The 25381-nt window shown below is 73.7% G+C and carries 24 protein-coding genes; 16 read left to right on the top strand and 8 right to left on the bottom strand.

The genetic code is table 11. The features are described 5' to 3' along the window. The first annotated feature begins 4 nt into the window (after positions 1-4). Together AB0K65_RS27105 and AB0K65_RS27100 are read left to right on the top strand one after the other, a co-directional pair. Entirely contained in the window at positions 5-1009 is a 1005-nt protein-coding gene (locus tag AB0K65_RS27105) for a proline racemase family protein (RefSeq protein WP_365720937.1), read from the top strand. Between the two features lie 159 nt (positions 1010-1168). After that, positions 1169-1879 (top strand): GntR family transcriptional regulator, encoded by a 711-nt coding sequence (locus AB0K65_RS27100; RefSeq protein ID WP_365720935.1) that lies wholly within the window; start codon positions 1169-1171, stop codon positions 1877-1879. A gap of 221 nt (positions 1880-2100) precedes the next feature. On the opposite strand, the gene AB0K65_RS27095 is transcribed toward AB0K65_RS27100, so the two are convergent. The 3 genes from AB0K65_RS27095 to AB0K65_RS27085 all read right to left on the bottom strand — a co-directional run bounded on the left by AB0K65_RS27095 (position 2101) and on the right by AB0K65_RS27085 (position 5072). After that, positions 2101-2757, bottom strand: a complete 657-nt coding sequence (locus AB0K65_RS27095; protein WP_365720933.1) for a class I SAM-dependent methyltransferase — start codon at positions 2755-2757, stop codon at positions 2101-2103. Between the two features lie 91 nt (positions 2758-2848). Then, positions 2849-3811, bottom strand: coding sequence for a nucleoside hydrolase (locus AB0K65_RS27090; RefSeq protein ID WP_365720931.1), 963 nt, complete (start codon positions 3809-3811; stop codon positions 2849-2851). A 349-nt stretch (positions 3812-4160) separates the two neighbouring features. Next, a complete protein-coding gene (locus tag AB0K65_RS27085) occupies positions 4161-5072 on the bottom strand; it encodes an endonuclease/exonuclease/phosphatase family protein (RefSeq protein WP_365720929.1) in 912 nt (303 codons plus the stop codon). Between the two features lie 115 nt (positions 5073-5187). Here AB0K65_RS27085 and AB0K65_RS27080 point away from each other — a divergent pair, with 115 nt between their 5' ends. From AB0K65_RS27080 to AB0K65_RS27065, 4 genes are all read left to right on the top strand, one after another. Beyond that, complete coding sequence (locus AB0K65_RS27080) at positions 5188-5988, top strand: alpha/beta hydrolase (protein ID WP_365720927.1); 801 nt, start codon at positions 5188-5190, stop codon at positions 5986-5988. Then, positions 5988-7292, top strand: coding sequence for a SpoIIE family protein phosphatase (locus AB0K65_RS27075; RefSeq protein ID WP_365720925.1), 1305 nt, complete (start codon positions 5988-5990; stop codon positions 7290-7292). Before AB0K65_RS27080 ends, AB0K65_RS27075 begins: the two co-directional genes overlap by 1 nt. Then, entirely contained in the window at positions 7289-7627 is a 339-nt protein-coding gene (locus AB0K65_RS27070; protein WP_365720923.1) for an STAS domain-containing protein, read from the top strand. The genes AB0K65_RS27075 and AB0K65_RS27070 overlap by 4 nt, the downstream gene beginning before the upstream one ends. Before the next feature lie 267 nt (positions 7628-7894). Then, on the top strand, positions 7895-8578 hold the full coding sequence (locus tag AB0K65_RS27065; RefSeq protein WP_365720921.1) for a DUF4142 domain-containing protein: 684 nt from the start codon (positions 7895-7897) through the stop codon (positions 8576-8578). A 33-nt stretch (positions 8579-8611) separates the two neighbouring features. Here AB0K65_RS27065 and AB0K65_RS27060 read toward each other — a convergent pair whose 3' ends face one another. Continuing rightward, complete coding sequence (locus AB0K65_RS27060; RefSeq protein ID WP_365720919.1) at positions 8612-9124, bottom strand: DUF2690 domain-containing protein; 513 nt, start codon at positions 9122-9124, stop codon at positions 8612-8614. Between the two features lie 121 nt (positions 9125-9245). Between AB0K65_RS27060 and AB0K65_RS27055 the strand changes: the two genes are divergently transcribed. The 3 genes from AB0K65_RS27055 to AB0K65_RS27045 all read left to right on the top strand — a co-directional run bounded on the left by AB0K65_RS27055 (position 9246) and on the right by AB0K65_RS27045 (position 11299). Continuing rightward, the gene (locus AB0K65_RS27055) at positions 9246-10307 is read left to right on the top strand and encodes a winged helix-turn-helix domain-containing protein (RefSeq protein WP_365720917.1); all 1062 of its coding nucleotides are present in this window, start codon (positions 9246-9248) and stop codon (positions 10305-10307) included. Positions 10308-10467: 160 nt separating this feature from the next. Then, on the top strand, positions 10468-10719 hold the full coding sequence (locus tag AB0K65_RS27050) for a hypothetical protein (RefSeq protein WP_365720915.1): 252 nt from the start codon (positions 10468-10470) through the stop codon (positions 10717-10719). A 205-nt stretch (positions 10720-10924) separates the two neighbouring features. Beyond that, positions 10925-11299 carry a PRC-barrel domain containing protein gene (locus AB0K65_RS27045; protein ID WP_365720913.1) on the top strand — a complete coding sequence of 125 codons (375 nt, stop codon included), beginning with the start codon at positions 10925-10927 and terminating at the stop codon, positions 11297-11299. A gap of 93 nt (positions 11300-11392) precedes the next feature. Here the strand turns inward: AB0K65_RS27045 and AB0K65_RS27040 are convergent, their stop codons facing one another. From AB0K65_RS27040 to AB0K65_RS27030, 3 genes are read right to left on the bottom strand one after another with little or no spacing between them, the layout of a single operon-like run. After that, the gene (locus AB0K65_RS27040; protein WP_365720911.1) at positions 11393-13732 is read right to left on the bottom strand and encodes an FtsX-like permease family protein; all 2340 of its coding nucleotides are present in this window, start codon (positions 13730-13732) and stop codon (positions 11393-11395) included. Positions 13733-13734: 2 nt separating this feature from the next. Then, positions 13735-14523 carry an ABC transporter ATP-binding protein gene (locus AB0K65_RS27035; RefSeq protein WP_365720998.1) on the bottom strand — a complete coding sequence of 263 codons (789 nt, stop codon included), beginning with the start codon at positions 14521-14523 and terminating at the stop codon, positions 13735-13737. A 14-nt stretch (positions 14524-14537) separates the two neighbouring features. Next, a complete protein-coding gene (locus tag AB0K65_RS27030) occupies positions 14538-15053 on the bottom strand; it encodes a PadR family transcriptional regulator (protein ID WP_365720909.1) in 516 nt (171 codons plus the stop codon). A 124-nt stretch (positions 15054-15177) separates the two neighbouring features. On the opposite strand from AB0K65_RS27030, the gene AB0K65_RS27025 reads away from it, so the two are divergent. The 5 genes from AB0K65_RS27025 (at position 15178) to AB0K65_RS27005 (ending at position 21993) form a co-directional block, all read left to right on the top strand. Then, positions 15178-16452 carry an ABC transporter substrate-binding protein gene (locus tag AB0K65_RS27025; RefSeq protein ID WP_365720907.1) on the top strand — a complete coding sequence of 425 codons (1275 nt, stop codon included), beginning with the start codon at positions 15178-15180 and terminating at the stop codon, positions 16450-16452. Between the two features lie 259 nt (positions 16453-16711). Next, positions 16712-18397 (top strand): glycoside hydrolase family 13 protein, encoded by a 1686-nt coding sequence (locus AB0K65_RS27020; RefSeq protein ID WP_365720905.1) that lies wholly within the window; start codon positions 16712-16714, stop codon positions 18395-18397. Between the two features lies 1 nt (position 18398). Continuing rightward, on the top strand, positions 18399-19724 hold the full coding sequence (locus AB0K65_RS27015) for an ABC transporter substrate-binding protein (protein WP_365720903.1): 1326 nt from the start codon (positions 18399-18401) through the stop codon (positions 19722-19724). A 5-nt stretch (positions 19725-19729) separates the two neighbouring features. Then, positions 19730-21064 carry a sugar ABC transporter permease gene (locus AB0K65_RS27010; RefSeq protein WP_365720901.1) on the top strand — a complete coding sequence of 445 codons (1335 nt, stop codon included), beginning with the start codon at positions 19730-19732 and terminating at the stop codon, positions 21062-21064. Beyond that, positions 21061-21993, top strand: coding sequence for a carbohydrate ABC transporter permease (locus tag AB0K65_RS27005; RefSeq protein ID WP_365720899.1), 933 nt, complete (start codon positions 21061-21063; stop codon positions 21991-21993). Before AB0K65_RS27010 ends, AB0K65_RS27005 begins: the two co-directional genes overlap by 4 nt. A gap of 8 nt (positions 21994-22001) precedes the next feature. Here the strand turns inward: AB0K65_RS27005 and AB0K65_RS27000 are convergent, their stop codons facing one another. After that, positions 22002-23525, bottom strand: a complete 1524-nt coding sequence (locus AB0K65_RS27000) for a hypothetical protein (protein WP_365720897.1) — start codon at positions 23523-23525, stop codon at positions 22002-22004. A 265-nt stretch (positions 23526-23790) separates the two neighbouring features. Here AB0K65_RS27000 and AB0K65_RS26995 point away from each other — a divergent pair, with 265 nt between their 5' ends. Both AB0K65_RS26995 and AB0K65_RS26990 read left to right on the top strand, forming a co-directional pair. Continuing rightward, positions 23791-24417 carry a hypothetical protein gene (locus tag AB0K65_RS26995; protein WP_365720895.1) on the top strand — a complete coding sequence of 209 codons (627 nt, stop codon included), beginning with the start codon at positions 23791-23793 and terminating at the stop codon, positions 24415-24417. A gap of 623 nt (positions 24418-25040) precedes the next feature. Beyond that, positions 25041-25325 (top strand): hypothetical protein, encoded by a 285-nt coding sequence (locus AB0K65_RS26990; RefSeq protein WP_365720893.1) that lies wholly within the window; start codon positions 25041-25043, stop codon positions 25323-25325. The last annotated feature ends 56 nt before the right edge of the window (positions 25326-25381 follow it).

The following is a 25381-nucleotide window of genomic DNA, read 5'->3' as shown; positions in this document are numbered from 1 at the left end:
CTCCATGCGTACGCGTCACGTCTACCACGCCGTGGATTCGCACACCGAGGGCATGCCGACCCGGGTGATCACCGGGGGAGTCGGGGTGATCCCCGGCGCCACCATGGCCGACAAGAGGCTTCACTTCATCGAGCACCTGGACGACGTCCGGACCCTGCTCATGTACGAGCCGCGCGGGCACTCCGCCATGAGCGGCGCCCTCCTCCAACCGCCCACGCGACCCGACGCCGACTTCGGCGTGCTCTACATCGAGGTCTCCGGGCTGCTGCCCATGTGCGGGCACGGCACCATCGGCGTGGCCACCGTCCTGGTCGAGACCGGCATGGTCCCCGTCGTGGAGCCGGTCACCACGGTCCGCCTCGACACCCCGGCCGGGCTCGTCAGCGTCGACGTCCGTGTCGAGGACGGGGCCGCCACCGCCGTCACCCTCACCAACGTCCCCTCCTTCTGCGCCGGACTCGACCTCGAGGCCGAAGTCCCCGGCCACGGCACGGTCACCTACGACCTCGCCTACGGCGGCAACTTCTACGCCTTCGTCGAACTCGACTCCCTCGGCCTGCCCTTCGACCGGTCCCGCAAGGACGACCTGCTCGCCGCGGGTCTCGCGGTCATGGACGCGGTCAACGCCTCCGCCGACCGGCCCGTCCACCCCGAGAACCCCTCGATCGCCGGGGTCAAGCACGTCTATCTCGCGGCCCCCGGCTCCGACGCCCGGCGCTCGCGGCATGCCATGGCGATCCACCCCGGCTGGTTCGACCGCTCTCCCTGCGGCACGGGCACCAGCGCCCGCATGGCCCAGCTGCACGCGCGCGGTCTGCTGCCGCTCGGCGCCGACTTCGTCAACGAGTCCTTCATCGGCACGCGGTTCACCGGCCGGCTCACCGGAAAGACCACCGTGGGAGGCATTCCCGCCGTCGTACCGACGGTCACGGGACGAGCCTGGATCACCGGCACCGCCCAGTACTTCCTCGACCCGTCCGACCCCTTCCCCGCGGGCTTCCTCCTGTGAGACCCGCGACGCCCGCCGCCCGCACCGGCCGCGCGCTCTCGGCGCGACCGGGTTCCGTACGGCCGGCCGCGGTGGCGCGGCGGCGATGTCGCGCACCACCCCGAGTCGGCGCAACGTGACATCGTACGCTGGTCCCCTGCGACGCTCGGAGGAACGGCAATGGGTGACCTGAAGCAGCACAGTCTCATCAAGGCCCAGGAACGGCTGCGCGACCAGGTCGGGCATGCCCTTCGAGCGGCCCTGATAGCGGGGGAGTTGCGCCCCGGGCGCGTCTACTCCGCGCCCGGCCTCGCCGGCGAACTGGGCGTCTCGGCCACGCCGGTGCGCGAGGCGATGCTCGACCTGGCGCGGGAGGGACTCGTCGAGCCGGTCCGCAACAAGGGCTTCAGGATCACCGAGGTCAGCGAGCGGGACCTCGACCAGTACACCGAACTGCGCACGATGATCGAGGTTCCGACGATCGGCCGGGTGACGAAGATGGCCACCGTCGAGCAGTTGGAGGCGCTGCGCCCGATCGCGGAGGAGATCGTCACCAGCGCCCGCGGGCACGACCTCATCGGCTATCTGGAGGCGGACCGCCGCTTCCACCTCTCCCTGCTGGCCCTGGCGGGCAACGACCGGCTGGTCGAGACGGTCGGGGACCTGCGCAAGCGCTCCCGCCTCTACGGCCTGACCGGTCTGGACGAAGCCGGGAAGCTGGTCTCCTCGGCGGAGGAGCACCTCGAACTCCTCGACCTGATGCTCGGCGGCGACGCCGAGGCGGCCGAGGCATGCATGCTCCGCCACCTCGGCCACGTCCGGTCTCTGTGGGCCCAGGGCCGTGACGAACCGGTGGGCCGCACCCAGGGCGGCCTCGGCTCGGGCCTGTAGGTCGCGCTCGGCCGGCGCGCGTGGGTCATGGCGTCTCCCGACCGGGCGCGGCCTTGGCGGGACCCCTGGGGCGCGCCGTCGAGGGTGTCGGCGCGGTGGACCGCGTCGGCCGTGGGTGGGATGCCCGGTCATCTCGTCGCCGGCCCGCAAGGTGCACGTACGCGGAAGCGGCTGCGACGTCAGGGACGCCGCAGCCGCTTCCGCGGAAGGCGGGCCCGCGCCTACACGTGTGCGACGAGGGCGTAGCGCTCGCCGTACACCGGCCCGGCCCACAACTCGGCCCGATCACCGAGCGGTTCGACGTGCACGCCGGAGACCAGCGGCCGGACGGCCTCAGCGAGGTCGGCGGCGCCGATCCCGCCGTGCCACGGCAGCGCATCGGCTCCGGCCACATACGCCGGGCCGCTCTCCCCGGCCTCGCGCCAGCGTCCCTCGACCAGCAGCAGCCGACCGCCCGGGCGAAGCCTCGCCACCCAGGCGCGGAGAGCCCCCACGGGATCGGGCAGGGTCCACACCAGGTGCCGGGCGATCACCGCGTCGAAGCACTCGTCGCCGACCGGCGGCGCCGCCGCGTCCCCGAGGAGGAACCGGCCCTCCAGCCCCGCCGCCGACAGCTTGGCCCGCGCCCGCTCGATCATCCGCGGCGCCACGTCCACACCGGTCACACGATGTCCCGCCGCGGCCAGGAGCAGGGACAGCGAGCCCGTACCGCACCCGACGTCGAGGACATCGGCCGGCTCGGAGGGCGCCATCCGCTCCAGGAGCCGAGCCCACGCCCGGCGGGTCGGTTCGTGCAGCAGTCCGTGGTCGGGCTCGGCGTCGAAAGCCGAGGCGGCGTCGTCCCAGTACCGCGTGATCGCGGAAGTGATGTCCGTCATGACGGGGATTCTCCTCGTCACCACTGACAACGGGGGCGGGCGGAGGAGCGGCCGTCACCACCCCGGGCCGGGCAGGACGTCGAAGCGGCCGTCACGGCTTCTCGACGGTGGTGAGCCAGAGGCTCACGTACCGTTCCACGTCCACACCCAATGCCACGTCCACCAGCGGCTGTGGGCGGACGCCCCCGTGGATCTCGGACTCGCCCGGGCGGGGGCGCCGGTCCACGATCGTCTGTCCCCGGGTGGGGCCCGGGGCGAGGCTGACCTCCACCGGCAGCGCCTCCGTGGTGATCCCCTCCGGGTCGACGACCGCGCAGACCGCGCCCGCGTCACCGAGACCGCCGGTCGGGGTGGGGTCGCCGGAGGTCGCCGGGTCGCGGTGGGCGAGGAGTTCGCCGGCCAGCCGCAGGCGCGGCTCGCCGCTGGCACGCAGCCGCTGGACGTCGGCGGCGGGCACGAGCACCCTCTTGAAGACGTCCAGCCCGTACATCGTGATCGGCACACCGGCCGTGAGCAGGATCGCGGCCGCCTCCGGGTCGTGCCAGACGTTGAACTCCGCGACCGGGGTGGCGTTCCCCGTCGCCACCGCGCCGCCCATGAAGACGATCCGCTCGATGTTGCGCACCACCTCCGGGTGGGTGCGCAACAGCAGCGCGATGTTCGTCAGCGGCGCCGTGGGGACGACGGTCACCGGCCTCGGTGACGCGAGGATCTCGCGGCGCAGCAGCGTGACCGCGTCCACGTCGACCGGCCTGCGGGTCGGCGCGGGCAGACCGAGGTCGCCCATCCCGTCCTGCCCGTGCACGTGCCGGGCCGTCCGCACCGGCTCGATCAGGGGACGGTCGGCGCCCCTCGCGACCGGGATGTCGCCCGCGCCCGCCTGCTCCAGCACGGTGAGCGTGTTGCGGACCACCCCGTCCAGGTCGGTGTTCCCGGCCACGCAGGTCACCGCGCGTACGTCGAGTCCCGGGTGGCGTACGGCGAACAGCAGGGCCAGGGCGTCGTCGACACCCGTGTCGCAGTCGATGACGACGGGGATGGGCTGACCAGTCACGGCAACGCTCCTTGTCTCCTGCGACGTCGCTCCGGGCCTTCGTCCCCGCGCGTACGGACGTGACCCTATACAGCCCCCGCCCTCCCGTTCCCGCATCCCCGCGCGGACGTCGGCGTACCGCCGTCGGGTCCGCCCCCCGCCGGCCCGGGGGCCTGCCACGAGGGCGGCCGACCGAGACGGCGTGGGCGGTCGGGGCCGTCCGGGTGACCCGCCGCCGGGCGGCCCGGCGCGGGGCAGCGCCCGACGAGGGCGTGGAACCCGCGGTGGGGCCGGACCCGGGGAAGGCCCGCAGCCGCCGGTCCGCCCGGACCCGACGACGGCCCGGGCCCGGCCTCGGTACGCGCGCGGCTCACCCTGACGGCGGGCGAGGCCGGCCGCGGGGCGCCGTGCGCGGCACCGCCAGGTCGGCGACGACCGGCCGGTGGTCGGACGCCGACGACTCGGGAACGTCCACGTGCAGGGTGCGGATCCCGGCCGAGGCGGTCACGTAGTCGAGGTGCTTGACCGGGTCTCGCGCGGGATACGTCTTCGCGCAGGGGCCGGCGACGGCACAGGCGTCGGTCATGCGGCCCCACAGAGGGGCGAGTTCCGGCGCGGCGGGCTCGGCGTTGAAGTCGCCGAGCAGCAGCTGGGGGTCGTCGCCGTCCCGGCCGAGGATCCGCAGGGTGTCGGCGATCTGCGTCCCGCGGACCGACGGGTCGGCGCGGTAGTCGAGGTGCGTGCCGTACACGTGCAGGCGCGTGCCCCGCAGATCGACCGTGATCTCCGGAAAACCCGGCGCCCGCGCGGGCTCGGCGTTCCGCTCCTGGGTGGACAGGCGGGTCAGCTCGTGGTTCTCGGCGGCCAGGACGGGAAGCCGGCTGAGGAGCGCCACGCCGAACCGCCGTCTGGGGGACTGGGGCGTGACGCCGGGGAGGTCGTAGATGTGCCCGAAGAACAACCCCATGTCCAGACGCTCGGCCAGCGTCGCGGCCTGGTCCTGCCACGCGCTGCGCTCGCCCCAGTGGACGTCGACCTCCTGCAGGGCGACGACGTCGGGACGGGCCGCCTCGATCGTGCCGGCGGTCCGCTCCAGGTCGAGCCGCCCGTCGTGTCCGGCGCCGGCATGGATGTTGTAGGTCATCGCGCGGACCGTCTCCTGGCCGCCGGTGGGCGCGGCCGGGCCGGACCGGCCGGGGGCCGCGGCGGCGGGCACGGCCGCTCCGAGGAGACCGGCGACGGCCAGGGCGAGACGTAACCTGCGGAACGCGTTCGGGCGCATACGCCGTTCTCCGGTGTCGATGGCAAGGGCGGGGCGCACGTCATGGAGGTCGGAGGCCGTCCCCCCGACGGCACCCGGGTCACCCCGTCGAGGTGTGGCTGGCAGGATGGCGGGCATGGACATCTTGCGCAGGAACAACGTCACGGTCACGGGGAACCCGCGTGGGCCGGTGGTGGTGCTGGCGCACGGGTTCGGGTGTGATCAGAACATGTGGCGGCTCACCGTGCCCGCCCTCGCCGACGACTACCGCGTCGTGCTCTTCGACTACGTCGGTTCGGGACGCTCCGATCTGTCCGCCTTCTCGGCCGAGCGTTACGCCGGTCTGGACGGTTACGCCCAGGACGTCGTCGAGGTCTGCGAGGCGCTCGACCTGCGCGGAGCGGCGTTCGTCGGGCACTCGGTCAGCGCCATGATCGGCGTCCTGGCCGCCGCCGAGGCGCCCGAACGCATCGGATCCCTGATCATGGTCGCCCCGTCCCCCCGGTACATCGACGATCTCGACTACCGCGGCGGTTTCAGCGCCGAGGACATCGACGAACTGCTGGTGTCCCTGGAGTCGAACTATCTCGGATGGTCCTCCGCCATGGCGCCGGTCATCATGGGGAACCCGGACCGGCCCGAGCTGGGCGAAGAGCTGACCAACAGCTTCTGCGCCACGGACCCCGACATGGCCAGGGCCTTCGCCCGTGCGACCTTCCTGTCGGACTCCCGCGAGGACCTGAAGACGGTCGGCGTGCCCACGCTGGTGCTGGACTGCACCCAGGACGTCATCGCCCCGCGCGAGGTCGGAGCCTACGTCCACCGCGCGATCGCCGGGTCGCGGCTCGTCACACTGGACGCCACCGGTCACTGCCCGCACATGTCCGCACCCGAGGCCACCAACGAGGCCATCCGCACCTTCCTGTCCGGCCTGTGATGACGTGCCCCATCGGTCACGGCCCCGGACCGTACGAAACCAGCGGCGAACGGGTGGGTGACGCGGCTTTCGCCGCCCTGCTCGAGGACAGCGCGGAGGAGTTGTACGAAAGCGCGCCGTGCGGCTACCTCTCCACGCTGATGGACGGGACCATCGTCAAGATCAACGCCACTCTGCTGGACTGGCTCGGCCTCGACCGCGAGGCCGTGGTGGGCCGGACGAGGTTCACCGACCTGCTGACCGTGGGCGGCAAGCTCTATCACGAGACGCACTTCGCGCCCCTGCTGCGGATGCAGGGCAGACTCAACGGCATCGCCCTGGAGATCAAACGGGCCGGCGGCGGGCGCATGCCCGTCCTGCTCTCCTCCGTGGTCAAGCACGGCGCTTCGGGTGAGCCGCTCCTGATCCGCACCACCGTCTTCGACGGGCACGACCGCCGTGCCTACGAGGAGGAGCTCCTGCGGGCACGCAAGGCGTCCGAACGGGCGGTGAAACAGGCCGAGGCCGACCGTGCCAGGCTGCAGGACGCACTCGCCGTCCTGCAGAAGTCGCTCCTCCCCGACTCCTTGCCGACGGTGCCCGGCATAGAGGCCGCCGCGCACTACCACACCGCTTCCCCCGACCGGCTCGGCGGCGACTTCTACGACATCTTCGCCATCGACGGAAAACGCTGGGCGTTCTTCCTCGGAGACGTCTGCGGCAAGGGGCCCGAGGCCGCCGCGGTCACCTCGCTGACCCGCTACACGCTGCGGGCGGCGGCCCTCCACACGCCCGACCCCGTCGCCGCCCTGACCACGCTCAACACCGTCCTCCACGAGCGCTACAGCGGAGGCGACCCCCGCTACTGCACGGCGATCTTCGGCATCCTCGAACCCGATCCGGTGACCGGCGACGCCACGGTCCGCCTGGCCTCCGGCGGCCATCCGCCCGCGCTGATCCTGCGCGCCGACGGGACCTGCGACTACCTCCGCACCCCCGGCGGTCTGCTCGTCGGAGTCGTCGCCGAGCCGAACTTCGTCACCGCCGTCACCACGCTCGGCCCCGGCGACAGCATCCTGCTGTACACCGACGGCCTCACCGAAGCCCGTACCGGCGCGGGCCGCACCCATCTGTACGGGGACGAGGCCCTGCGGGAGTTCGCGACCGGCCAGGCCGGCCGGTCAGCGCACCGCCTGATCGATGCGCTCACCGAGCTGCTCGCCGGCTTCGGCGACGGCCTCGACGACGACACCGCCCTCCTCGCCCTCGGCATACCCCGCCCGACCCATCCGGCCTCCGGCCCCGTGACGAAGAACCCCTCATGACACCCCTGAAGATCAGCTCCCGCTCCGCCGCCACCGGCCCCGTCCTGGAGGTCACCGGCGAGCTGGACTACTCCAGCGCCGCCGAACTGAGGCGGCAGGTCACCGCGCTCGTGCTCCAGCCGGGGCAGCGCCTGGTCCTGGACCTCGCCGGGATGGAATTCTGCGATTCCAGCGGCATCACCGTCCTCCTCGCGGCCCGCAACCACGCGCAGGCCGCTCAGGCCGACATGGCCCTGGCCGCCGTACCGGACAACACCATGCGGATCCTGCGCATCGTGGGACTCGACCAGGTCTTCACCCTGTACGCCGAGAGCGACGCGGCCACCCGCCCGTGAGTCCCGGACCCCGGGTCGTGTCCGGAAAGTCCCGCCCGGGCCGCGACGCCCCGCGCGCACGCTCGCGCACCCCGCGACCGTCCGCCCGCCCCGGGCCGTCTTCTCCCGCCCGGACACCCCCCGCACCCCGACGGCGGTCACCCTTTGCGGTGAAAAGGGGACTCCGGCGCGAGGGCCGCGTGTCGGGGCGGCACATATGAGGGGCGGGTGCTAAAGGGCACCCTCCCGTCGTGCCGCCGGCAGACCCGGAGGCGAAAGGACGTACCCATGCGGACCATGCGGAACCAGCTCGCGACGACCGCCCTCCTCATAGCCGCCACGGGTGTCCTGTGCGCCTCCCCGGCGTCGGCCGCGCCCGTCGGAGACCAGGACGCCTCCTTCGTGCGGACGGGGCACCGGGTGGACCTCGCCGAGATCGCCGCGGGCGAGGACGCCCGGAAGAACGCCACCACCGCCTGCGTCAAGGCCGTCGGAGCCGCGCTCGTACGCGATCACACCCAGCTTGACGCGGGACTGGTGGGGCTGGCGAAGGAACTCGGTGTCCCCCTGCCCGACTCTCCCGCCCCCGAGGACCGCCGGAAGCTCGAGGCCGTCCGGGCCAAGGCGGGCACGCCGGCCTACGACACCGCGTGGCTGGCCGACCAGGCCGCCGGACACACCCGGGCGCTCGCCCTGATCGACGAGGAGATCGCCCGGGGCGACAACGCCCAGGTCGTCGCCGCCGCCCGCGTCGCGCGGCCGGTCATCGCCATGCACCTCGACATGGTCCGCGGCGGCACCTGCCACGGCGTCGCGGAGCCGAAGACGATCGACGCGGGCAGCGGCCGACTGGCGGCGGTCGCGGACGACCACCTCGTCCTCGGCACGGTGGCCCTGACGGGCGGAGCCGTCCTGGCGGGCGCCGGCCTGTGGCTCCTGGTCGCCCGGCGGCGCAACAACGCGGACAGGTGACGGCAAGGAGCCGACCCGCCGCCGCTCGCGAGGTCAGTAGCCGGCGGTCTGCCCGCTGTACTGGTAGCCGGGGCCCGTGTCGCAGTGCGCCCTGACGTACGCGGTCACTCCCGCGTCGTAGACGGTGTTCGACCACACCGTGGCGTTCACGGCCCCGAACGCGGGGCTGCGCGAGTACTCCTGGCCGTCGGAGTTGCGGTGGACGGTGACGGTGCAGCCGGCCTGGTCGTAGTCGGTACCCCAGGCGCCGGTCAGGCGCCCCCAGACGGTGCGGCAGCTCGAGCTGTAGCGGAGTTCGAGCAGCGGGCCGGTGGCGGCACCGTCGTAACTGCGCTTGAGGCGCGTGGAGTGGATGGTCTGCCCGCCGCAGGACGCGGCCATGGTGTCGGGATCCTTGTTGTCGCAGTTGGAGGAGGTCCCGGTCTGGCCGGAGTACCAGGAACAGGTGGCCGCCTGGGCGGGTGTCGCCAGACCCAGCCACACGGCCCCCGTCGCCGCCGTCAGGGTCAGCGCGCTCACCAGCGCCTTGACACGGACTCTCTGCATGCAATCGCCCCCTTGCGTCATCATCCGCGGATGCGGAACGCCGCCATCTTGCCAGCGGCTCCCGGCGGGCCCCAGACTCTGCGAGCAGGCTCGAAGTGCGCAGGCCGCGAGGGGGAATTCATTGCTCCGGATCCACTTCACCGAGGTCGACCTCGCCCGGACGCGCGTCGCCCAGCGCCCCGACCCGCTGTGGGAGATCGCGTCGAGCCTGCACCGGTTCCAGACACGCCGCGGCAGGTGGGCCTACTCCGGCTGGTACCGGTCGACGGCGCAGCGGCTGACCGAGTCGGGCCTCGCGCCCACGGTGCGATCCCTGCTGCTCCCCGCGTTCCCGCGCGCGGCCTACTACCCCGACTTCCTGACACCCCCGGAAGCGCAGGAGGGCCTGGCGGCCGGCCTCGAGGCGATCCTGGCGACGCCGCGGGACCGGGTGCTCCGCGAGGTGGCGCTGGTCCCCGACGCCGGCCGCCATCCCTGGCTGCCGCGCCTCGCCGAACCGGAGCGGCGCGGAACGCTGACGGACGCGCTGCGCGCGTACCACGAGACGGCCATCAAGCCGTACGAGGACCGGATACAGGCCCGCATCGACGCCGACCGGGCCGTTCGGGCACGCGCCTTTCTCGACGGCGGCGCCGAGGGGCTGCTGGCCGGCTTCGCGCCGCGCATGAACTGGCGGCCCCCGGTGCTGGAGGTGGAGCACCACATGGTCGGCGGTGACCTGCACCTGAACGGCCGCGGCCTCGTCCTCCTCCCGTCCTACTTCAACTGGCACAGCCCGGTGACCCTCGCGGACCCGGGCCTGCCCCCGGTCCTGGTCTACCCCCTGCTCCACAAGGCCCCGCCCGATCCGGCGCACGGCGACGGGACCCGCGCGCTCGACGCGCTCCTGGGGCGCACACGGACGGCGGTCCTGCGCGCGGCCGCGCACGGCGTGACCTCGACCGAGGCCGCCAGGGCGGCCGGCGTCTCACCGACGACCGTCAGCTTCCACACCCGCGCCCTGCGCGACGCGGGACTCATCGCGAGCGAGCGCGTCGCCGCCCACGTGCTGCACACGCTCACCCCTGTCGGGGCGGCGCTGCTGCGCGAGGCGGGACGAGCGCCCCGGACCGCTCCGGGCCCCGCCGCCTGTGCTCCCCGGCCGGGCACCCGCCGGGAGATCGATGCCGGGACGACGGCATGACTCGGTCGCGTTCCGGATATGGCTTCTCCTCGAGAGCCGCCACATCCGGCAGGGGAGAGGCAACACCTGGCATGAGCGAGTCGGTCGGGAACGACGTCCGTCCCCCCGCGTGCGGGGGCGTGCCGAGCACGTCTCCGCACCGTGTCCCCGGAGCCCCCCGGTGACCCCCGAGGACGAGGCGACCGCGCATCTGCTCGTCGCGGCCGCGTTCCACGACGCCGCGGCGAAGGCCGAGGAGCGGGGCGACAGCTCCGTCGGGGAGTTCTCCCGTGCGGTCATCCGCCGGTTCGAGGAGCAGCAGCACCTGGAGGGCGCCCTCTACGACATCGTCCTGCAGTACGCCAAGGAGTACGCCTCTCCCACCGACAGGGCGGCGCTGGAGCGCTGGATCACCGAGGTGACGGGCCGGTAGGCGGCCCCGCCGGGGCGGTCGGGTGCCTCTGCTCCGCCTCCACGGCCGCGCCCGCCCGCGCCGCGTCGGGATCCGGGGGTGTGGGTCCCGGTCCGCGGGGCAGGCGGTCCTCCTCGGTCGCGGCGGCCGCACCGACCGCGACCCGGCCGAGGCCGTGGCGAGTGACCGGCCTCAGGAGGACGTCCGAGACGGAGGAGTGATCGGCATGGCGGAGAACGTGTGGAGCTACGGGGAGGCGTTCGGTCATCTGGTGGGCACCGACCTGACCGGATGGCGGGTCGAGGCGACCGACGGCCACATCGGGAAGGTCGACAAGCACTCCGACGAGGTCGGGGACGCCTACCTGGTGGTCGACACCGGGGTGTGGATCTTCGGCAGGGAGGTGCTGCTCCCGGCGAGCACGGTGACCCGGATCGACCTGGAGGGGCACACGGTGCACCTCGGCCTGACCAAGGAGCAGATCAAGGACGCACCGGAGTTCCACGCCGACAAGCACCTCGCGGACCAGCAGTACCGCGAGGAGATCGCCGTGTACTACCGGACGGGCGGGCCCTTCGGGGGCGGGCCGAGCCCCGTCTGACCCTCGGCCCGGCACGACGAGGCGGCTCCCGCACCAGGTGCGGGAGCCGCCTCGCGGCGTGGTGCCACGCCCCGCCCGGCCGAAGGCCGGGACTCACGCGATCGCGCCGAGGGTGTCCGCGAGACGGCGGCGGGTGGCGCGGGCCGCGGGCAGGACGGCGAGGGCGATCGCGCCCGTGACGGCAGCCAGGGCGAGAGCCGCGAGGTAGGGGAGCGGAGGGGCGTGCGCGATGCCCGCCCCGATGCCGACGGCCCGGGCCTCGTGGTCGATCAGCCAGTGGGCGAAGGGGACCCCGAGGGCTGTACCCGCGAGGGCGGCGGCGAGGGCGGTGCAGCCGACGGCGCTGACGGTGACCGTGGTGATCTGGCGCGGGGACAGCCCGATCGCCTTCAGCGCGATCAGGTCCCGGCCGCTGTCCCGGACGCTGCCGCCGATGGTGGTGGACAGCTCCGTGAGGCCGATCAGCGCCAGGACGGCGATCAGACCGGCGACGACCCCGCGCAGTGCGGAGAGGTGGTCGGCGGGGCTGGTGACCTCGCGGATGTCCAGCCGCCCCCGGGAGGCTTCGGTGAGGTGATCGCGCACGGCGGGCGCGTCGGCGCCGGGTCGCAGGCGGAGCTGGTAGAGCGAGGGGCGCAGGGAGGGGTCGTTCTCGCGCAGGGTGTCGAGCGACGTCGAGACCACCCGGCCGCCGTTCTCGGGCTCGATGCTGCGGCCGACGATGTGCAGGACCTGCGGGTGCCCGCCGACGGTCAGCCGCACCCAGTCGCCGACGCGGGCGTCGAGGTGGTCCAGCAGGCCCTGGCCGGCGACCGCCTCGTCCGGACCGTGGGCCGGGCGGCCCTCGGCGACGGAGTACGGGTAGGGCTCCGCCCTGGTGCCGACGCCGCGCAGGGCGATGGTGCCGGTCTGGCCCGGGACCAGGGCGGCGACCTCCAGGCCGGGGTGGGCGGCGGCGACGTCGGGGTCGTTCTCGAGGAGGGCGGCCGCCTCGGCGTCCGAGAGGGCCCCGTCGGGGCGGGCGGTGAGCGCGGCGGCCAGACCGAGCTCCTCCGGCCGGCTCTCGAACCGCTCGATGGTCGTCCAGGCTCCGAGTGCCACCGTGATCAGCAGCAGGGGAAGGGCGAGACGGACGACGGTCGCCGGGGCGCGGCGGCCGCGTCCGAAGGCCTGGTGCCAGCCGAGGACGAGCGCCGCCGGGACGCGCAGCCCGAGCGCCTTCCTCGCCGCCCGGGAGAGCCCCGTTCCCGGTGCCGGCCTGCGGGACGCCCGTCCCGGACCGCTGGACGGCAGCACCGGTACGGGGGGCACGCGGCCGGCCCGCCAGGCGGCCAGGCACGTGGCCGCGCCGATGAACAGCACCGCCGCGACGGGGACGAGCAGCAGGGCCGGGAGGTGGCCCGGGAGTCCCTGCCAGACCTCGACCGCGTCGCCGAGCCTGCCGGGCAGGCGGCCGCCCGCGCCGCGGACGAGCAGCACGGCCAGCGCGGCCCCCAGGACGGCGAAGGCCAGATGCTGGACGAGGAAGATCCGGACCACCTGGCCGGGCGTGAACCCGACCGCCTTGAGGACGGAGATGTCCCGCAGATGGCCGCGGACGCGCGTGCTGATCGCACCGAACACCGCCAGCGCGGCCGCGACGAGCGCGCCCACACCGAAGAGTCCGAGGACCTGGCCGAGCAGCCGCGTGTCGCCCTGCGCCTCGGCGCGGGCCTGCTGCCAGGTGGAGACATCGGTCACGGCGCCCGCGCCGAGCGTGGTGACGACGCGCTGGACGGTGTAGCCGGTGTCCTCCGGATCGTCCAGACGGAGCCCGACGACCTGACCGCCGGTACGGTCCCGGGGCACCGCCCGTGGCAGGGCCCAGATGGTGCCGGGCCGCTCCCCGGGGCGGTAGCGGCGCTCGGCGGTGTCGGCGACGCCGAGGACGGTGACGGTGCGTCCGGGGAGGGTGAGGCGGTCGCCGGGTTCGGCCCACAGGGCGCGGGCGAGGCCCGCTTCGAGGACCACGCCGTCCGGCACGGCGGGGTCGAGCCAGCGGCCGGTCGTCGTCAGGGGCCGTCCGGTGGCGGGCAGACCGGCCGCCGCCGGGTCGGTCGAGTCAGGGGGGCCGGCCACCGCCCTGAGTTCGGCGCCGGCGCGGGCGCCGCGCGAGGCGACGGTCGTGGTGGCCGTGCGGTACGGGCCGGAGACGGCGGCGACACCGTCGAGCGCGGCGAGCCGCCCGGTGTCGGCGGCGGGCCCGGTGTGGATCCACACGTGCGCGCCGTGGGACTGGGTGAAGACCCGCTGCCAGGGGTTGGTGGCGTAGCCGAAGAGGGCGGTCGCGAGCAGCAGCGAGGCGACGATGCCGGCCGTGGCCGCGACGAGGAACAGCGCCTCGCCCCGATGCGTCCGCAGATCGGCGTGCGCCCAGCGCAGCATGGCCCGCACGGTCAGTCCTTCAGTTCGTTCAGCGCGAGGACGCCGGACAGCCCGGCGCCGCGCGGCGCCGGGCCGCCGAGTTCGGCGTCGTCGGCGATACGGCCGTCGAAGAAGCTGATCACCCTGTCCGCCGCGCTCGCGAGCCGCGCGTCGTGGGTCACGAGGACGATGCTCTGCCCGCGCTGGTGGAAGCGGGTCAGCAGCCGCATCACCTCGCGGGTGCCCTTGCTGTCGAGGCTTCCGGCCGGTTCGTCGGCGAGGAGCAGGCGCGGATGGTTGACCAGGGCCCGGGCCAGGGCGACGCGCTGCTGCTCGCCGCCGGACAGCTCTCCGGGCATGCTGCGGGCCTTGCCTTCCAGACCCAGTTCGGCGAGGAGCGTCTCGCGCTCGGTCCGGGCCCGCCGGGCGGAGGCGCCGGCCAGCAGGGCGGGGAGTTCGACGTTGTCCGCGACGGTGAGGTTGGAGACGAGGTTGAAGAACTGGAAGACGATGCCGATGCGGCGGCGCCGCTCGACGGCCCACCGGGCCTCGCTGTAGCCGTCCGTGCGTTCGCCGTCGAGCCAGAGGGAGCCGGTGTCGGGGCGCTGCAGGCCGCCGAGGAGGTGCAGCAGTGTGGACTTCCCGGCGCCCGAGGGGCCGGTGATGGCGACGAACTCGCCGTGCCGCACGGTCAGGTCGACTCCGCGTACGGCATGGGCGGGGGCGCCCTCGCCGTGGTGGGTCTTGCCGAGGCCCTCGGCCCGCAGCAGCGGCACGGCGGATCCGCCGGGAGCGGCCGGCGACGCGGGTGCCGGGGGTATCGCGGAGGCGTCCGTCACCGCAGGTCCTCCAGTTCCTCCTGGCAGCGCTCCAGCCAGTCGAGATCGGCCTGGAGATGCAGCATGGCGCCCTCGATCAGCAGGTGGGAGATGCGGTTGCCCCGGTCTTCGGTCGCGGCCAGCTTGGAAAGGTTGCGCATGGTGTTGAGGTACTCGCGTCGCTGTCTGTTGATGAGGGCGATCTGGTCGGCGAGACCGGTCCTCGGGGCGAGGGCGAGCTTCATGAAGAACTCGTCCCGGACCCTCGGCTCGTCGGCCGTCTCCTCGAACCAGGCGCGCAGCGCTTCCTGCCCGGCGTCGGTGAGGCGGTAGATCTTCTTGTTGGGCCGGCTCTCCTGGGCGATCTCCTCGCCCTCGATGAGGCCGGACTTCTCCAGCCGGCCGAGCGTCACGTAGATCTGGCCGACGTTGGTGGGAGGGTACGCGGCGCCCAGGAGTTGCTCAAGGTCCTGCTTGAGTTCGTAGCCGTGGGCGGGCCCCCGTGCCAGGAGGGCGAGGAGCGGAAGGCGCACTCGTGCTGTCCTCCTCCGCCTGCTCCCGATGTGATGTGGGCTCTAGTATCGCCCATGCCTAACGGGTATACATGCCCGAGACGCCGGACGCCGAGGTCCTGCGCCGGTGTACAGGGAGGAACCTATGCGGTGGATGCGTGCCGCCGGTAGGGGTCTCCTGGTCACCATGATCGTTCTGACCGGATACGTCACCTCCGGTGCCGCCCCCGCCGCCGGGGAGCGCGGGAGCGGGCGCGGCCCGATGACCCTGGCCACGGCCGGGGACCTCACGGGCTATCTGGGCCGCGTGCTCGACGGGTGGAACCGCGAGCATCCGGGCGAGCGCGTCACGCTGGTGGAGCTGCCCGACTCGGCGGACGAGACCCGCGCGCAGATGATCACCGATCTGCGGTCCGGCGAGGGCCGGTTCGACATCCTCAACATCGACGTGGCCTGGACGACGGAGTTCGCCGCCGCCGGGTGGATCGCCCCCGTGGACCGGACGAGGATCCCGCTCGACGGCCTGCTGCGGCCGGTCGTGGACACGGCGACGTACGAAGGCCGGCTGTACGCCGTCCCGTACGTCACCAATGCCGGAATGCTCTTCTACCGCAAGGACGTGCTCGACCGCGAGGGCGAACGGCCGCCGCGGACCTGGGCCGAACTGGAGCGCCAGGCGCGCACGATCGCGCCCCGGCACGGGCTCGGCGGATACGCCGGGCAGTTCCTGCCCTACGAGGGGCTGACCGTCAACGCCGCCGAGGCCGTGTACTCCGCGGGCGGCACCATCCTCGGCGACGAGGGCGAGCGGGTCACGGTGGAGTCGGCGGCCGCGCGCGCCGGGGTCGGGTTCCTCGCCCGCGGTGTGCGCGACGGCTGGATCCCCCGGGAGGCGCTGACGTACACGGAGGAGGAGTCCCGGCAGGCGTTCCAGGACGGCCGGCTGCTCTTCCTGCGCAACTGGCCCTACGCCTACGCGGGCGCGTCCGGCCCGGACTCCAGGGTGGCGGGGAGGTTCGGCGCCGTGCCCCTTCCCGGCCCCGGCGGGCCGGGCACCAGCGTGCTCGGCGGATCGAACCTGGCGGTGAGCAGCCAGGCGCGCCATCCGGACTCGGCACGCGACCTCGTCGCCTACCTCACGAGCGAGCGGGTGCAGCGGCGGGTGCTGACCGAGGGCGCGCTGCCGCCCGTGCGGGCCGCGCTGTACGCCGACCCGGCGCTGGTGCGGCGGTTCCCCTACCTGCCCGCGCTGCGTGACAGTGTGCTCGCCGCCGAGCCGCGGCCCAAGAGCCCGCGGTACGAGCAGGTCAGCCTGGCCGTGCAGGCCGTGGTGCACGACGCCATGGCCCAGCACCAGACGCCCGAGGCGGCCGTACGCCGACTGGCCGGCGAGCTCGCGGCCATCGCCCGTCGCCGCTGACCCGGCCCCGGCACGCGCCGGGGCCGGGGCCGGATTCCCTCGTCCGCCCCGAGCGGCAGGCGCATAGTTACATGTTAGCTACCTCTGTGACGCTTCTTCGTCTCCGGCCTCCGGCATGAAACGGTACGTAACCCCTCAAAGGACGCCGGTTTCGCCGCAGTCGTTGACACCTCCTTGGCACTCTTACCTAACATGCATGCATAACGGCTATCCGCTCTGGATGGCGCGCACCCTTCACGGAGAAACAGGTCAACGGGTGATGCTCACAGCTTCCGCCGGCGACGGCCTCGCGCAGCGCCTCACACACCACTCCGCCCACCCCTGGTGGCGCGACGCGGTGATCTACCAGGTCTACGTCCGCAGCTTCCTGGACAGCACCGGTGACGGCATCGGCGACCTCGCCGGCGTACGCGCCGGACTGGCGTACCTGAAGAAGCTCGGCGTCGACGGCATCTGGCTGAGCCCCTTCTACCCCTCGCCGCAGGCCGACCACGGTTACGACGTCGCCGACTACTGCGACGTGGACCCCGTCTACGGCGACCTGGAGGAGTTCGGCCGGCTCGTCACCGACGCGCACCGGCTCGGGATCAAGGTCCTCCTGGACATCGTCCCCAACCACTGCTCCAGCGAGCACGCCTGGTTCCGCGAGGCGCTCGCGGCCGGCCCCGGCAGCGAGGCCCGCGCCCGGTTCCACTTCGCCGCGGGCCGGGGGCCTGGCGGCGACGAGCCGCCCAACAACTGGCACGCCATGTTCGGCGGCCCCGCCTGGAGCCGGGTCACCGAGGAGGACGGCACCCCCGGCCAGTGGTACCTCCACATGTTCACCCCCGAGCAGCCCGACCTCAACTGGCGCAACCCCCAGGTGGGCGCCCACTTCGAGCACGTCCTCCGCTTCTGGCTGGACCGGGGAGTCGACGGCTTCCGCATCGACGTGGCCGCGGGCCTCTTCAAACACCCCGACCTGCCGGACTCCGCCGACCCCGAGGCCGACGCCCGGACCCGCGACTCGGTCAACCCGCTGGCCTGGAACCAGCCGGAGGTGCACGACGTCTGGCGCCACTGGCGGTCGGTGTGCGAGGGGTACACGGCCCGCGACGGGCGCGAGCGGCTGCTCGTCGGCGAGGTCTCCGTGCCGAACGCCAGGGAACACGCCGCGTACGTACGCCCCGACGAACTGCACCAGGCCTTCTTCTTCGACCTCCTCGGCGCGCCCTGGGACGCCGGCTCCTTCCGCGCGGTGATCGACGAGGCGATGCGCGACATCGCCGGCACCGGCTCCACCGTCACCTGGGTCCTCAACAACCACGACCAGGTCCGCACGGTCACCCGCTACGGAGAGTCCGGCACCGAGGGCAGCGGCCTGGGGGCCGCCCGGGCGCGGGCCGCCGCCCTGCTGATGCTGGCGCTCCCCGGCGCCGCCTACATCTACCAGGGCGAGGAGCTGGGCCTCCCGGAGGTCGTGGACCTGCCCGACGAGGTGCTCACCGACCCCATCTTCCGGCGCACCGGCAGCCGGGCCCGGATCCGCGACGGCTGCCGCGTCCCGCTGCCGTGGTCCGGCCATGCCTCCCCGTTCGGCTTCAGCACCGGCGCCGAGAGCGCCAAACCGTGGCTGCCGCAGCCCGGCTGGTTCGCCGAGCACGCCACCGACCGGGCCCTCGCCGACACCCGCTCGTCCTGGCACCTGTACCGCGAGGGTCTGCAACTGCGGCGCGGGCTGCCCCAGTTGGGCGAGGGCACGCTGCGTTGGCTGGAGGCGCCTCCCGGCGTCCTGGCCTTCGCGCGCGGCGAGGGCCTCGTCTGTGCCGTGAACTTCACCGCCGCGCCGGTGCCCGCACCGGTATCCGGCGCCCCCCTGCTGGCCAGCGGGCCCTGCCCGGCCGGCGTCCTGCCCGGATCCACCGCCGCCTGGTGGATCAGCGACCACACCACCTCGGAGGTATGACATGACGATGCGACGACGTACGGCGATGGCGTGCTGCTCGGCCCTCACCCTGGCGCTCGGGGCGACCGCCTGCGGCGGCGGCCCGGTCGGCGCGGGCGGTGGCGGCAAGGCACTCAGCGGCCAGACCCTGAACGTGGCCGGTGTCTGGTCCGGCGCCGAGCAGAAGAACTTCCAGAAGGTGCTCGACGCCTTCACCGAGAAGACCGGGGCCGAGACCCGCTTCACCTCGACCGGCGACAACGTCTCCACCGTCGTCGGCAGCAAGATCGAGGGCGGCAACGCACCCGACGTGGTCATGGTCCCCCAGGTCGGCGTGCTCCAGCAGTTCGCGAAGAAGAACTGGCTCAAGCCGCTGTCCGCGACGACCGTGAAGGCCGTCGACGCCAACTACGCGCCCGTCTGGAAGGAGTACGGATCCGTCGACGGCACCCTTTACGGCCTGTACTTCAAGGCCGCCCACAAGTCGACCGTCTGGTACAGCCCGCAGGCGTTCGAACAGGCCGGCGTCAAGCCGCCGAAGACGTACGAGGAGATGCTCCGCAGCGGCCAGGCCGTCTCCGACTCCGGCCTGCCCGCCTTCGCGGTCGCCGGCGAGGACGGCTGGACGCTCACCGACTGGTTCGAGAACGTCTACCTCTCCCAGGCCGGCCCCGAGAAGTACGACCGGCTGGCCAAGCACGAGATCAGCTGGACCGACCCGTCCGTCGTCAAGGCGCTGACCACGCTCGGCACCCTGTTCGCCGACAAGAAGCTGATAGCCGGCGGGCAGAAGGGAGCGCTCGGCACCGACTTCCCCGGCTCCGTCGAGAAGGTCTTCGGCCCCGAACCCGAGGCCGGCATGGTGTACGAGGGCGACTTCGTCGCCGGTATCGCCAAGGACCAGTTCGGCAGGAAGATCGGCCAGGACGCCGCCTTCTTCCCCTTCCCCGCCGTCACGGGCGGCAAGGCCCCCGTCGTCAGCGGCGGTGACGCCGCCGTCGTCCTGGCCGACGGCAGGAACCAGAAGGCCGCGACGGCGTTCCTCGAGTACCTGGCGACACCCGAGGCCGCCGCCGTCTGGGCCGAGGCCGGCGGGTTCCTCTCCCCGAACAGGAAGCTGGACCTCGCAGCGTACGGCGACGACACCCTGCGCGAGACGGCCGGCTCGCTGATCGCCGCCGGGGACTCCGTGCGCTTCGACATGTCCGACCAGGCCCCGGCCTCCTTCGGCGGCACCAAGGGCGTGGGGGAGTGGAAGCTGCTCCAGGACTTCCTGCGCGACCCGTCGAACCCGGCCGGAACCGCGGCCGCGCTCGAAGCCGCCGCGGCCAAGGCATACAAGGGCTGACGGACATGACCACCCTCACCCCCACCGCGGGGGCCGCGAGCCCCCGGCGGCGCGCCCAGCGCCGCCGGCGGGCCATCGCCGTGGCCTTCGTCCTGCCCGCGCTGCTCCTCCTCGGCGCCCTGGTCGTCTACCCCGTCCTCTTCTCCGTCGGCCGCAGCCTCCTCGACGCCTCCGGCAGCCGCTTCGTCGGCGGCGAGAACTACGCCGAGATCTTCCGCGACCCGGCCACACTGACCGCGATCCGCAACAGCGCCCTCTGGGTCGTCGTCGCCCCGACGCTGCTGACCGGCCTCGGGCTCGTCCTCGCCGTCCTGGTGGAGAAGATCCGCTGGGCCACCGCGTTCAAGCTGCTGCTCTTCATGCCGATGGCCGTCTCCTTCCTCGCGGCCGGCATCATCTTCCGCCTCGCCTACGAGGAGGACCCCGACAAGGGCGTGCTCAACGCCGCCGTCGTCGGCGTGCACGACGCCTTCACGGACACCTCCTCGTACCCCACGGCCCGGGCCCGCGAGGGACTGGGCTTCGCCAAGGCCCCGGACGGCTCCTACGCCACCACCGACGCCGTCGCGCCGGGCCGGGCGGTCCAGCTCGGACTGGTCGGCGTCCCGCCCAAGGACGTGCCGGCCGACGCGAGGCCCGCGTCACCGGCGCAGGCCGGCCCGGACGAGGTGCGGGGCGCCGTCTTCCTGGACTTCACGCCCGGCGGCGCGGGACGGCCCGGCGTGATCGACCCGGCCGAACGCGGCCTGCCGGGACTGACGGTGGAGGCGGTACGGGACGGCAGGACCGCCGCCACCACCACGACCGCCGCCGACGGCTCCTTCCGCCTCACCGGCCTCGACGCGTCGGACACGTACACCGTCCGGCTGCCCGCCGCGAACTTCGCGCCCCCCTACGAGGGCGTCTCCTGGCTCGGCCCGGCCCTCGTCACCCCCGCGATCATCGGCGCGTACCTGTGGATCTGGACCGGCTTCGCCATGGTGCTCATCGGCGCCGGCCTGTCCTCCCTCCCGCGTGACGCGCTGGAGGCCGCCCGGATGGACGGCGCGAGCGAATGGCAGGTGTTCCGCAGGATCACCGTCCCGCTGCTGGCGCCGGTGCTCACGGTCGTCTTCGTGACCCTGGTGATCAACGTGATGAAGGTCTTCGACCTCATCTACATCATCGCGCCGGGGCCCGTGCAGGAGGACGCCACCGTCCTCGCCACCCAGATGTGGCTCGTCTCCTTCGGCGGCGGCAACGACCAGGGGCTCGGCAGCGCCCTCGGCGTGCTGCTCCTCCTGCTGGTGATCCCCGCCATGGTCTTCAACGTCCGCCGCTTCCGCAGGAGCCAGTCATGAGCGCGACCGTCACTCCGGCGCCGTCGAAGCGCCCCGCCCCGCCGGCCGGCCCGCGCACGCCCGTCCGGCGGCCCTCGGGCCGGGGACCCGGCGTCCGGCTCCGCCGCCTGCTCGGCAGCAGCCTCGTCCAGGCGTTCCTCGCCGTCGTCGGCCTGGTCTGGATCACGCCCGTCGCGGGTCTGCTGCTCTCCTCGCTCCGTTCGGCCGACGACAGCGCGTCGAGCGGCTGGTGGACCGCACTGAGCGCCCCGGGGCAGCTGTCGCTCGACAACTACACGGCCGTGCTCGCCAACGCGGGCATCACCCGGGCCTTCTGGAACACGGTGCTCATCTCGGTGCCGACGACCGTGCTCGTCGTCGTCATCGCCGCGCTCGCCGGCTACGCCTTCGCCTGGCTGGAGTTCCCCGGCCGCGACTGGATCTTCCTGCTGGTCGTGGCCCTCCTGGTGGTGCCCGTGCAGGTCGGGCTGTTGCCGGTCGCCAAGCTCTTCGGGCAGCTGGGCCTCTTCGGGACGATCCCGGGTGTGGTGCTCTTCCACGTCGCGTACGGGCTGCCGTTCGCGGTCTTCCTGCTGCGCAACTACTTCGCCGACATCCCGCGCGAGATGCTGGAGGCCGCGCGGATGGACGGCGGTGGCGAGTGGCGTATCCTCACGCGGCTCGTCCTGCCGGTGGCCAGGCCCGCGCTCGCGAGCCTGGCGATCTTCCAGTTCCTCTGGGTGTGGAACGACATGCTGGTGGCGCTGCTGTTCGCGGACAGCGGCGCGCAGCCGCTGACCGTGGAACTCCAGTCACAGGTCCGGCAGTTCGGCAGCAACATCGACGTACTGGCCCCCGGTGCGTTCCTCTCCCTGATCGTCCCGGTCGTGGTCTTCTTCGCCTTCCAGCGCCACTTCGTGCAGGGGGTGATGGCGGGCTCGGTCAAATGACGGCCCCTTCAGGCACGCTCCTCGAGCTCGGCCAGCACCAAGGTGCCCGCGCCCGGGAACGTCAGCCGCTTCAGAGGGTGCCGGTAGGGCCAGCCCTCCGTCCGGTGGAAGCTGACGTCCGCCGGAACCGGGACACCGCGCAGGTCCACGCCGTGCGTGCCCGGCGGGAGTTCCGCCGCGGCCGCCCGCAGCGGGTCGGCGGACCCCGCCCACTCCTCGACGGGCACCGGGCGGGGCCATGCCTCCCCGGTGTTCGGGAACAGCCAGGGGGCGTCCGGGCGCCACGCACCGCCCGACCGCTCCCGGGCCGCGGCCTCCCGGGCCAGCCGCGCGTAGGTCAGCAGCAGATCGGGGAGCGACTCGGCGATCAGCGTCAGATCGGGGAACTCCCGCAGGGTCCCGGGCGAGGACATCACCGACACCGCGCACCCCCACGCCCCCGTGACCGGGTCGATCCGGATCTGCGCGAGCGCGTCGTAGGGGCCGTAGCGGACTCGGGCGAGCGGCCAGTAGGTGCCGTCGCCCCCGAGCATGGCGTGCGTCTCCGGCGAGACCTCGTGCTCCTTCGCGCCGGGCAGCAGCAGAAGGTCGGGCAGCCCGTCGACCCGTACCGCGCCGATCTCCCGGAACACGTCCCGCAGGTCGGCCGGGACCGGAACCGGCCAGCGGTCCGTCTCGTCGTCCGCGCAGCCCGGCGCAAGCCGCACACGCGCCGGGAACCGGGCTGCCAGGGAGCGCAGTTCGGTCACCGCCCGCGCCGCCGCGTCGGACGGCACGGTGTGCCGGAGGACGGGCCGGCCAAGGAAGTCGCCGCTCACCACACTGCGGAGCGACAGCAGCCGGCCGCCGCCGGAGAGCGTCGCCACGACCTCGCTGCCGCCGGTGTCGGCGGTGTCGAACTCCAGCGAGTAGTACGGCTCCCAGCGCACCCGGCACGGGTAGCCGGGCACCGAGGCCAGGTCGACCACGTCCGTCAGCTGGTCACCGCGGCCGACGAGCGCGGCGAGTGCGGCGTCGGGACCCTCGGCCACCGCCACACTGGGCACGGCGGTCACGAACGCCGTGCCCGCCCCGTCGTGGTGTCCGCCGGCCGTGACGGGCGCGGGGCCGGCGAGGGAGGCCAGCCACTGGGTGAAGGTCGGGGCCAGCACCCACACCTCGCCGTCCTCCCCGAACGAAGCGGCGAGCACCGGCCCCCAGTCGGGGCGGTCCGCCCCGTCGACGCCGACCAGCACCGGAAGGCGCCCGGGGCCGTGTTCGCCCATCGTCCAGTACCCGTCGCGGAAGGCACCGGGGGCGTACCGGGCCTCCGGTCCGAAGCGGTAGGCGTCGCCCCGGGATCCGTCCGTGCCGGGTTCCCCGACGAGCCCGCCGGTCTCCAGCAGCACCCGGCGCACCGCGGCCGGAACGGTGACCGGCCACGCGTCGAGCTCCTCCGCCGTGAAGGGTTCGGCCGTCCGCACCGTACCGTTCGCCCGCAGGGCGGCCAGGGCCTCGTCCGCCCGTGCCGTCGCCTTCGCCTCGCCGTCCACGGCTGTCCCTCTCGTCCGCCCGTTCGGATCACGCCCGGTGAGGGTATCCGGACGCACCCGGTGGGCTGTCGCGGCGTCCGGCACGTGCGCCACCCGTCGCGCCTCGCCGGCCGAGCCCCCGCCGAGGCGGCATCGGCCGTCGACGGCCCCCCTCGCCACCGCGGCCGGGCCGCCTCGGGTTTGACGCCCGGATAAGCGGCAAGCCGAACCGGCAGGCAAGCAGTGACGAACAGCCAGCCAGGAGTCACGATCCAGGAAGGCAGCCATGTCGACCCTGACCACAGTCCTCATCATCGCGGCGGTCGTCGCGGTGTTGCTGGCGGCCGGTGTCCTGCTCCGAGCCCGCACGGGCCCGGGCAGCGACAGGCGCTCCCTCAAGCGGCGCTTCGGCCCCGAGTACGACCGCACCCTCGAACGCCATGGCGGTGACGCCGAGGCCGCCCACGACGACCTGCGCGACCGGGTCGAACGGCACGGCCACATCCGGCCGTTGCCGCTGGAGCCCGCCGTCCGTGAGCAGTACACCGCTCAGTGGACGACCCTGCAGGAGCGCTTCGTCGACGCACCGCGGCAGGCCGTCGCCGACGCCGTACAGCTCCTCTCGCGGATCGCGGCCACCCGGGGCTTCCCGGCCGCCGACCGGCACGACGACCAGCTCGCCGCGCTGTCGGTGCATCATCCGCGGCATGTGGAGGGTCTGCGCACGGCGCGCCGGACGGCGCACACCGAGTCCGCCTCCACCGACGAGCTGCGCAAGGCCCTCCTCCACGCTCGGGCCCTCTTCGAGGATCTGACGACGGCCGGACCCACGGCCGGCGTCACGGAGCGCCCGCGCGAGACGGCCACGCACCGCCGTGGTCACCTGCTCAAGCCGAAGGGAAGTGGTGCGTGATGGCACGCGAGAATCGCGACCAGTGGGCGGAGGGCCGGACCGGAGCCGACCCCCGGCAGGAGCCCCCGGCTCCTCCCGCCTACCCGGACCCGACGGGCGGCGACGGATCGCACCGCGCCGAGGGCGGGGTGCGCCGCGGGCCCTCCCGTGAGGCGCTCCGCGAGGCGGCGCCGGCCCCGCACGCCGGCCACGGCGGGCCCGGGGCGCCCGCGGCCGCACCGCCGCCCCCGCCCCCCGCACCGCCCGTCGCGGGTGCCGCCGGGACCCCGGCGACGCCGCTGTCCCGGTCGCCTCTGTCCGCAGCACCGTCCGAAGACCCCGGCGCCACGGGCCGGAACGGCGGGAGCCGTACGCAGGCTCCCGCCGTGGCCCCCGCCGCGCCGCGCGGACGGAGCACGACGGATCCGCTCACGCACGACGGCCCCACCTCCGGGGCCGGCCGCGAGCGGGGCGACGAAGGCCGCGGCGCCCTCCCGGGGGACGGCGCGCGCCCGGCGTCCGGTACGGACACCGCCGTGCCTCAGGGGACGGGGTCGCAGACGGGTACGGGCGGGGTTACCGGCCTTCGGTCCGGTACCGCCGCCGGCTCCGGTTCCGGTCCCGGTTCCGAGCGAGACGGGGCGGTGGAGCCGCTGCTCGGCGGCACCGACCGCGACCGCCTCGGCCGGCGCATGCACCACGCGCTCGCCGGGTTCGTCGACTCGCCGCGGGACTCGGTCGCCGAGGCGGCCGAGGTGCTCGACGAGGTGGAGCGGCAGCTCGTGGCCTCGCTCCAGGAGCGCCGCGCCGCGCTGCGGAAGGGCTGGCAGCCGGGCGGCGACTCGGGCGACCGGGGCGTGGACACCGAACAGCTCCGGCTCACCCTGCGCACGTACCGTGAGGTGACCGAGCGGTTGCTCTCCACCTGACGTCGGAGCACCGCTTCGTGGGCATGGCAGGGGCCCCCGTGGATCACCACGGGGGC

It is taken from the genome of Streptomyces sp. NPDC053755, from assembly GCF_040677675.1.
Lineage (GTDB): Bacteria > Actinomycetota > Actinomycetes > Streptomycetales > Streptomycetaceae > Streptomyces.
This window is presented reverse-complemented; position numbering and strand designations above follow the sequence as displayed.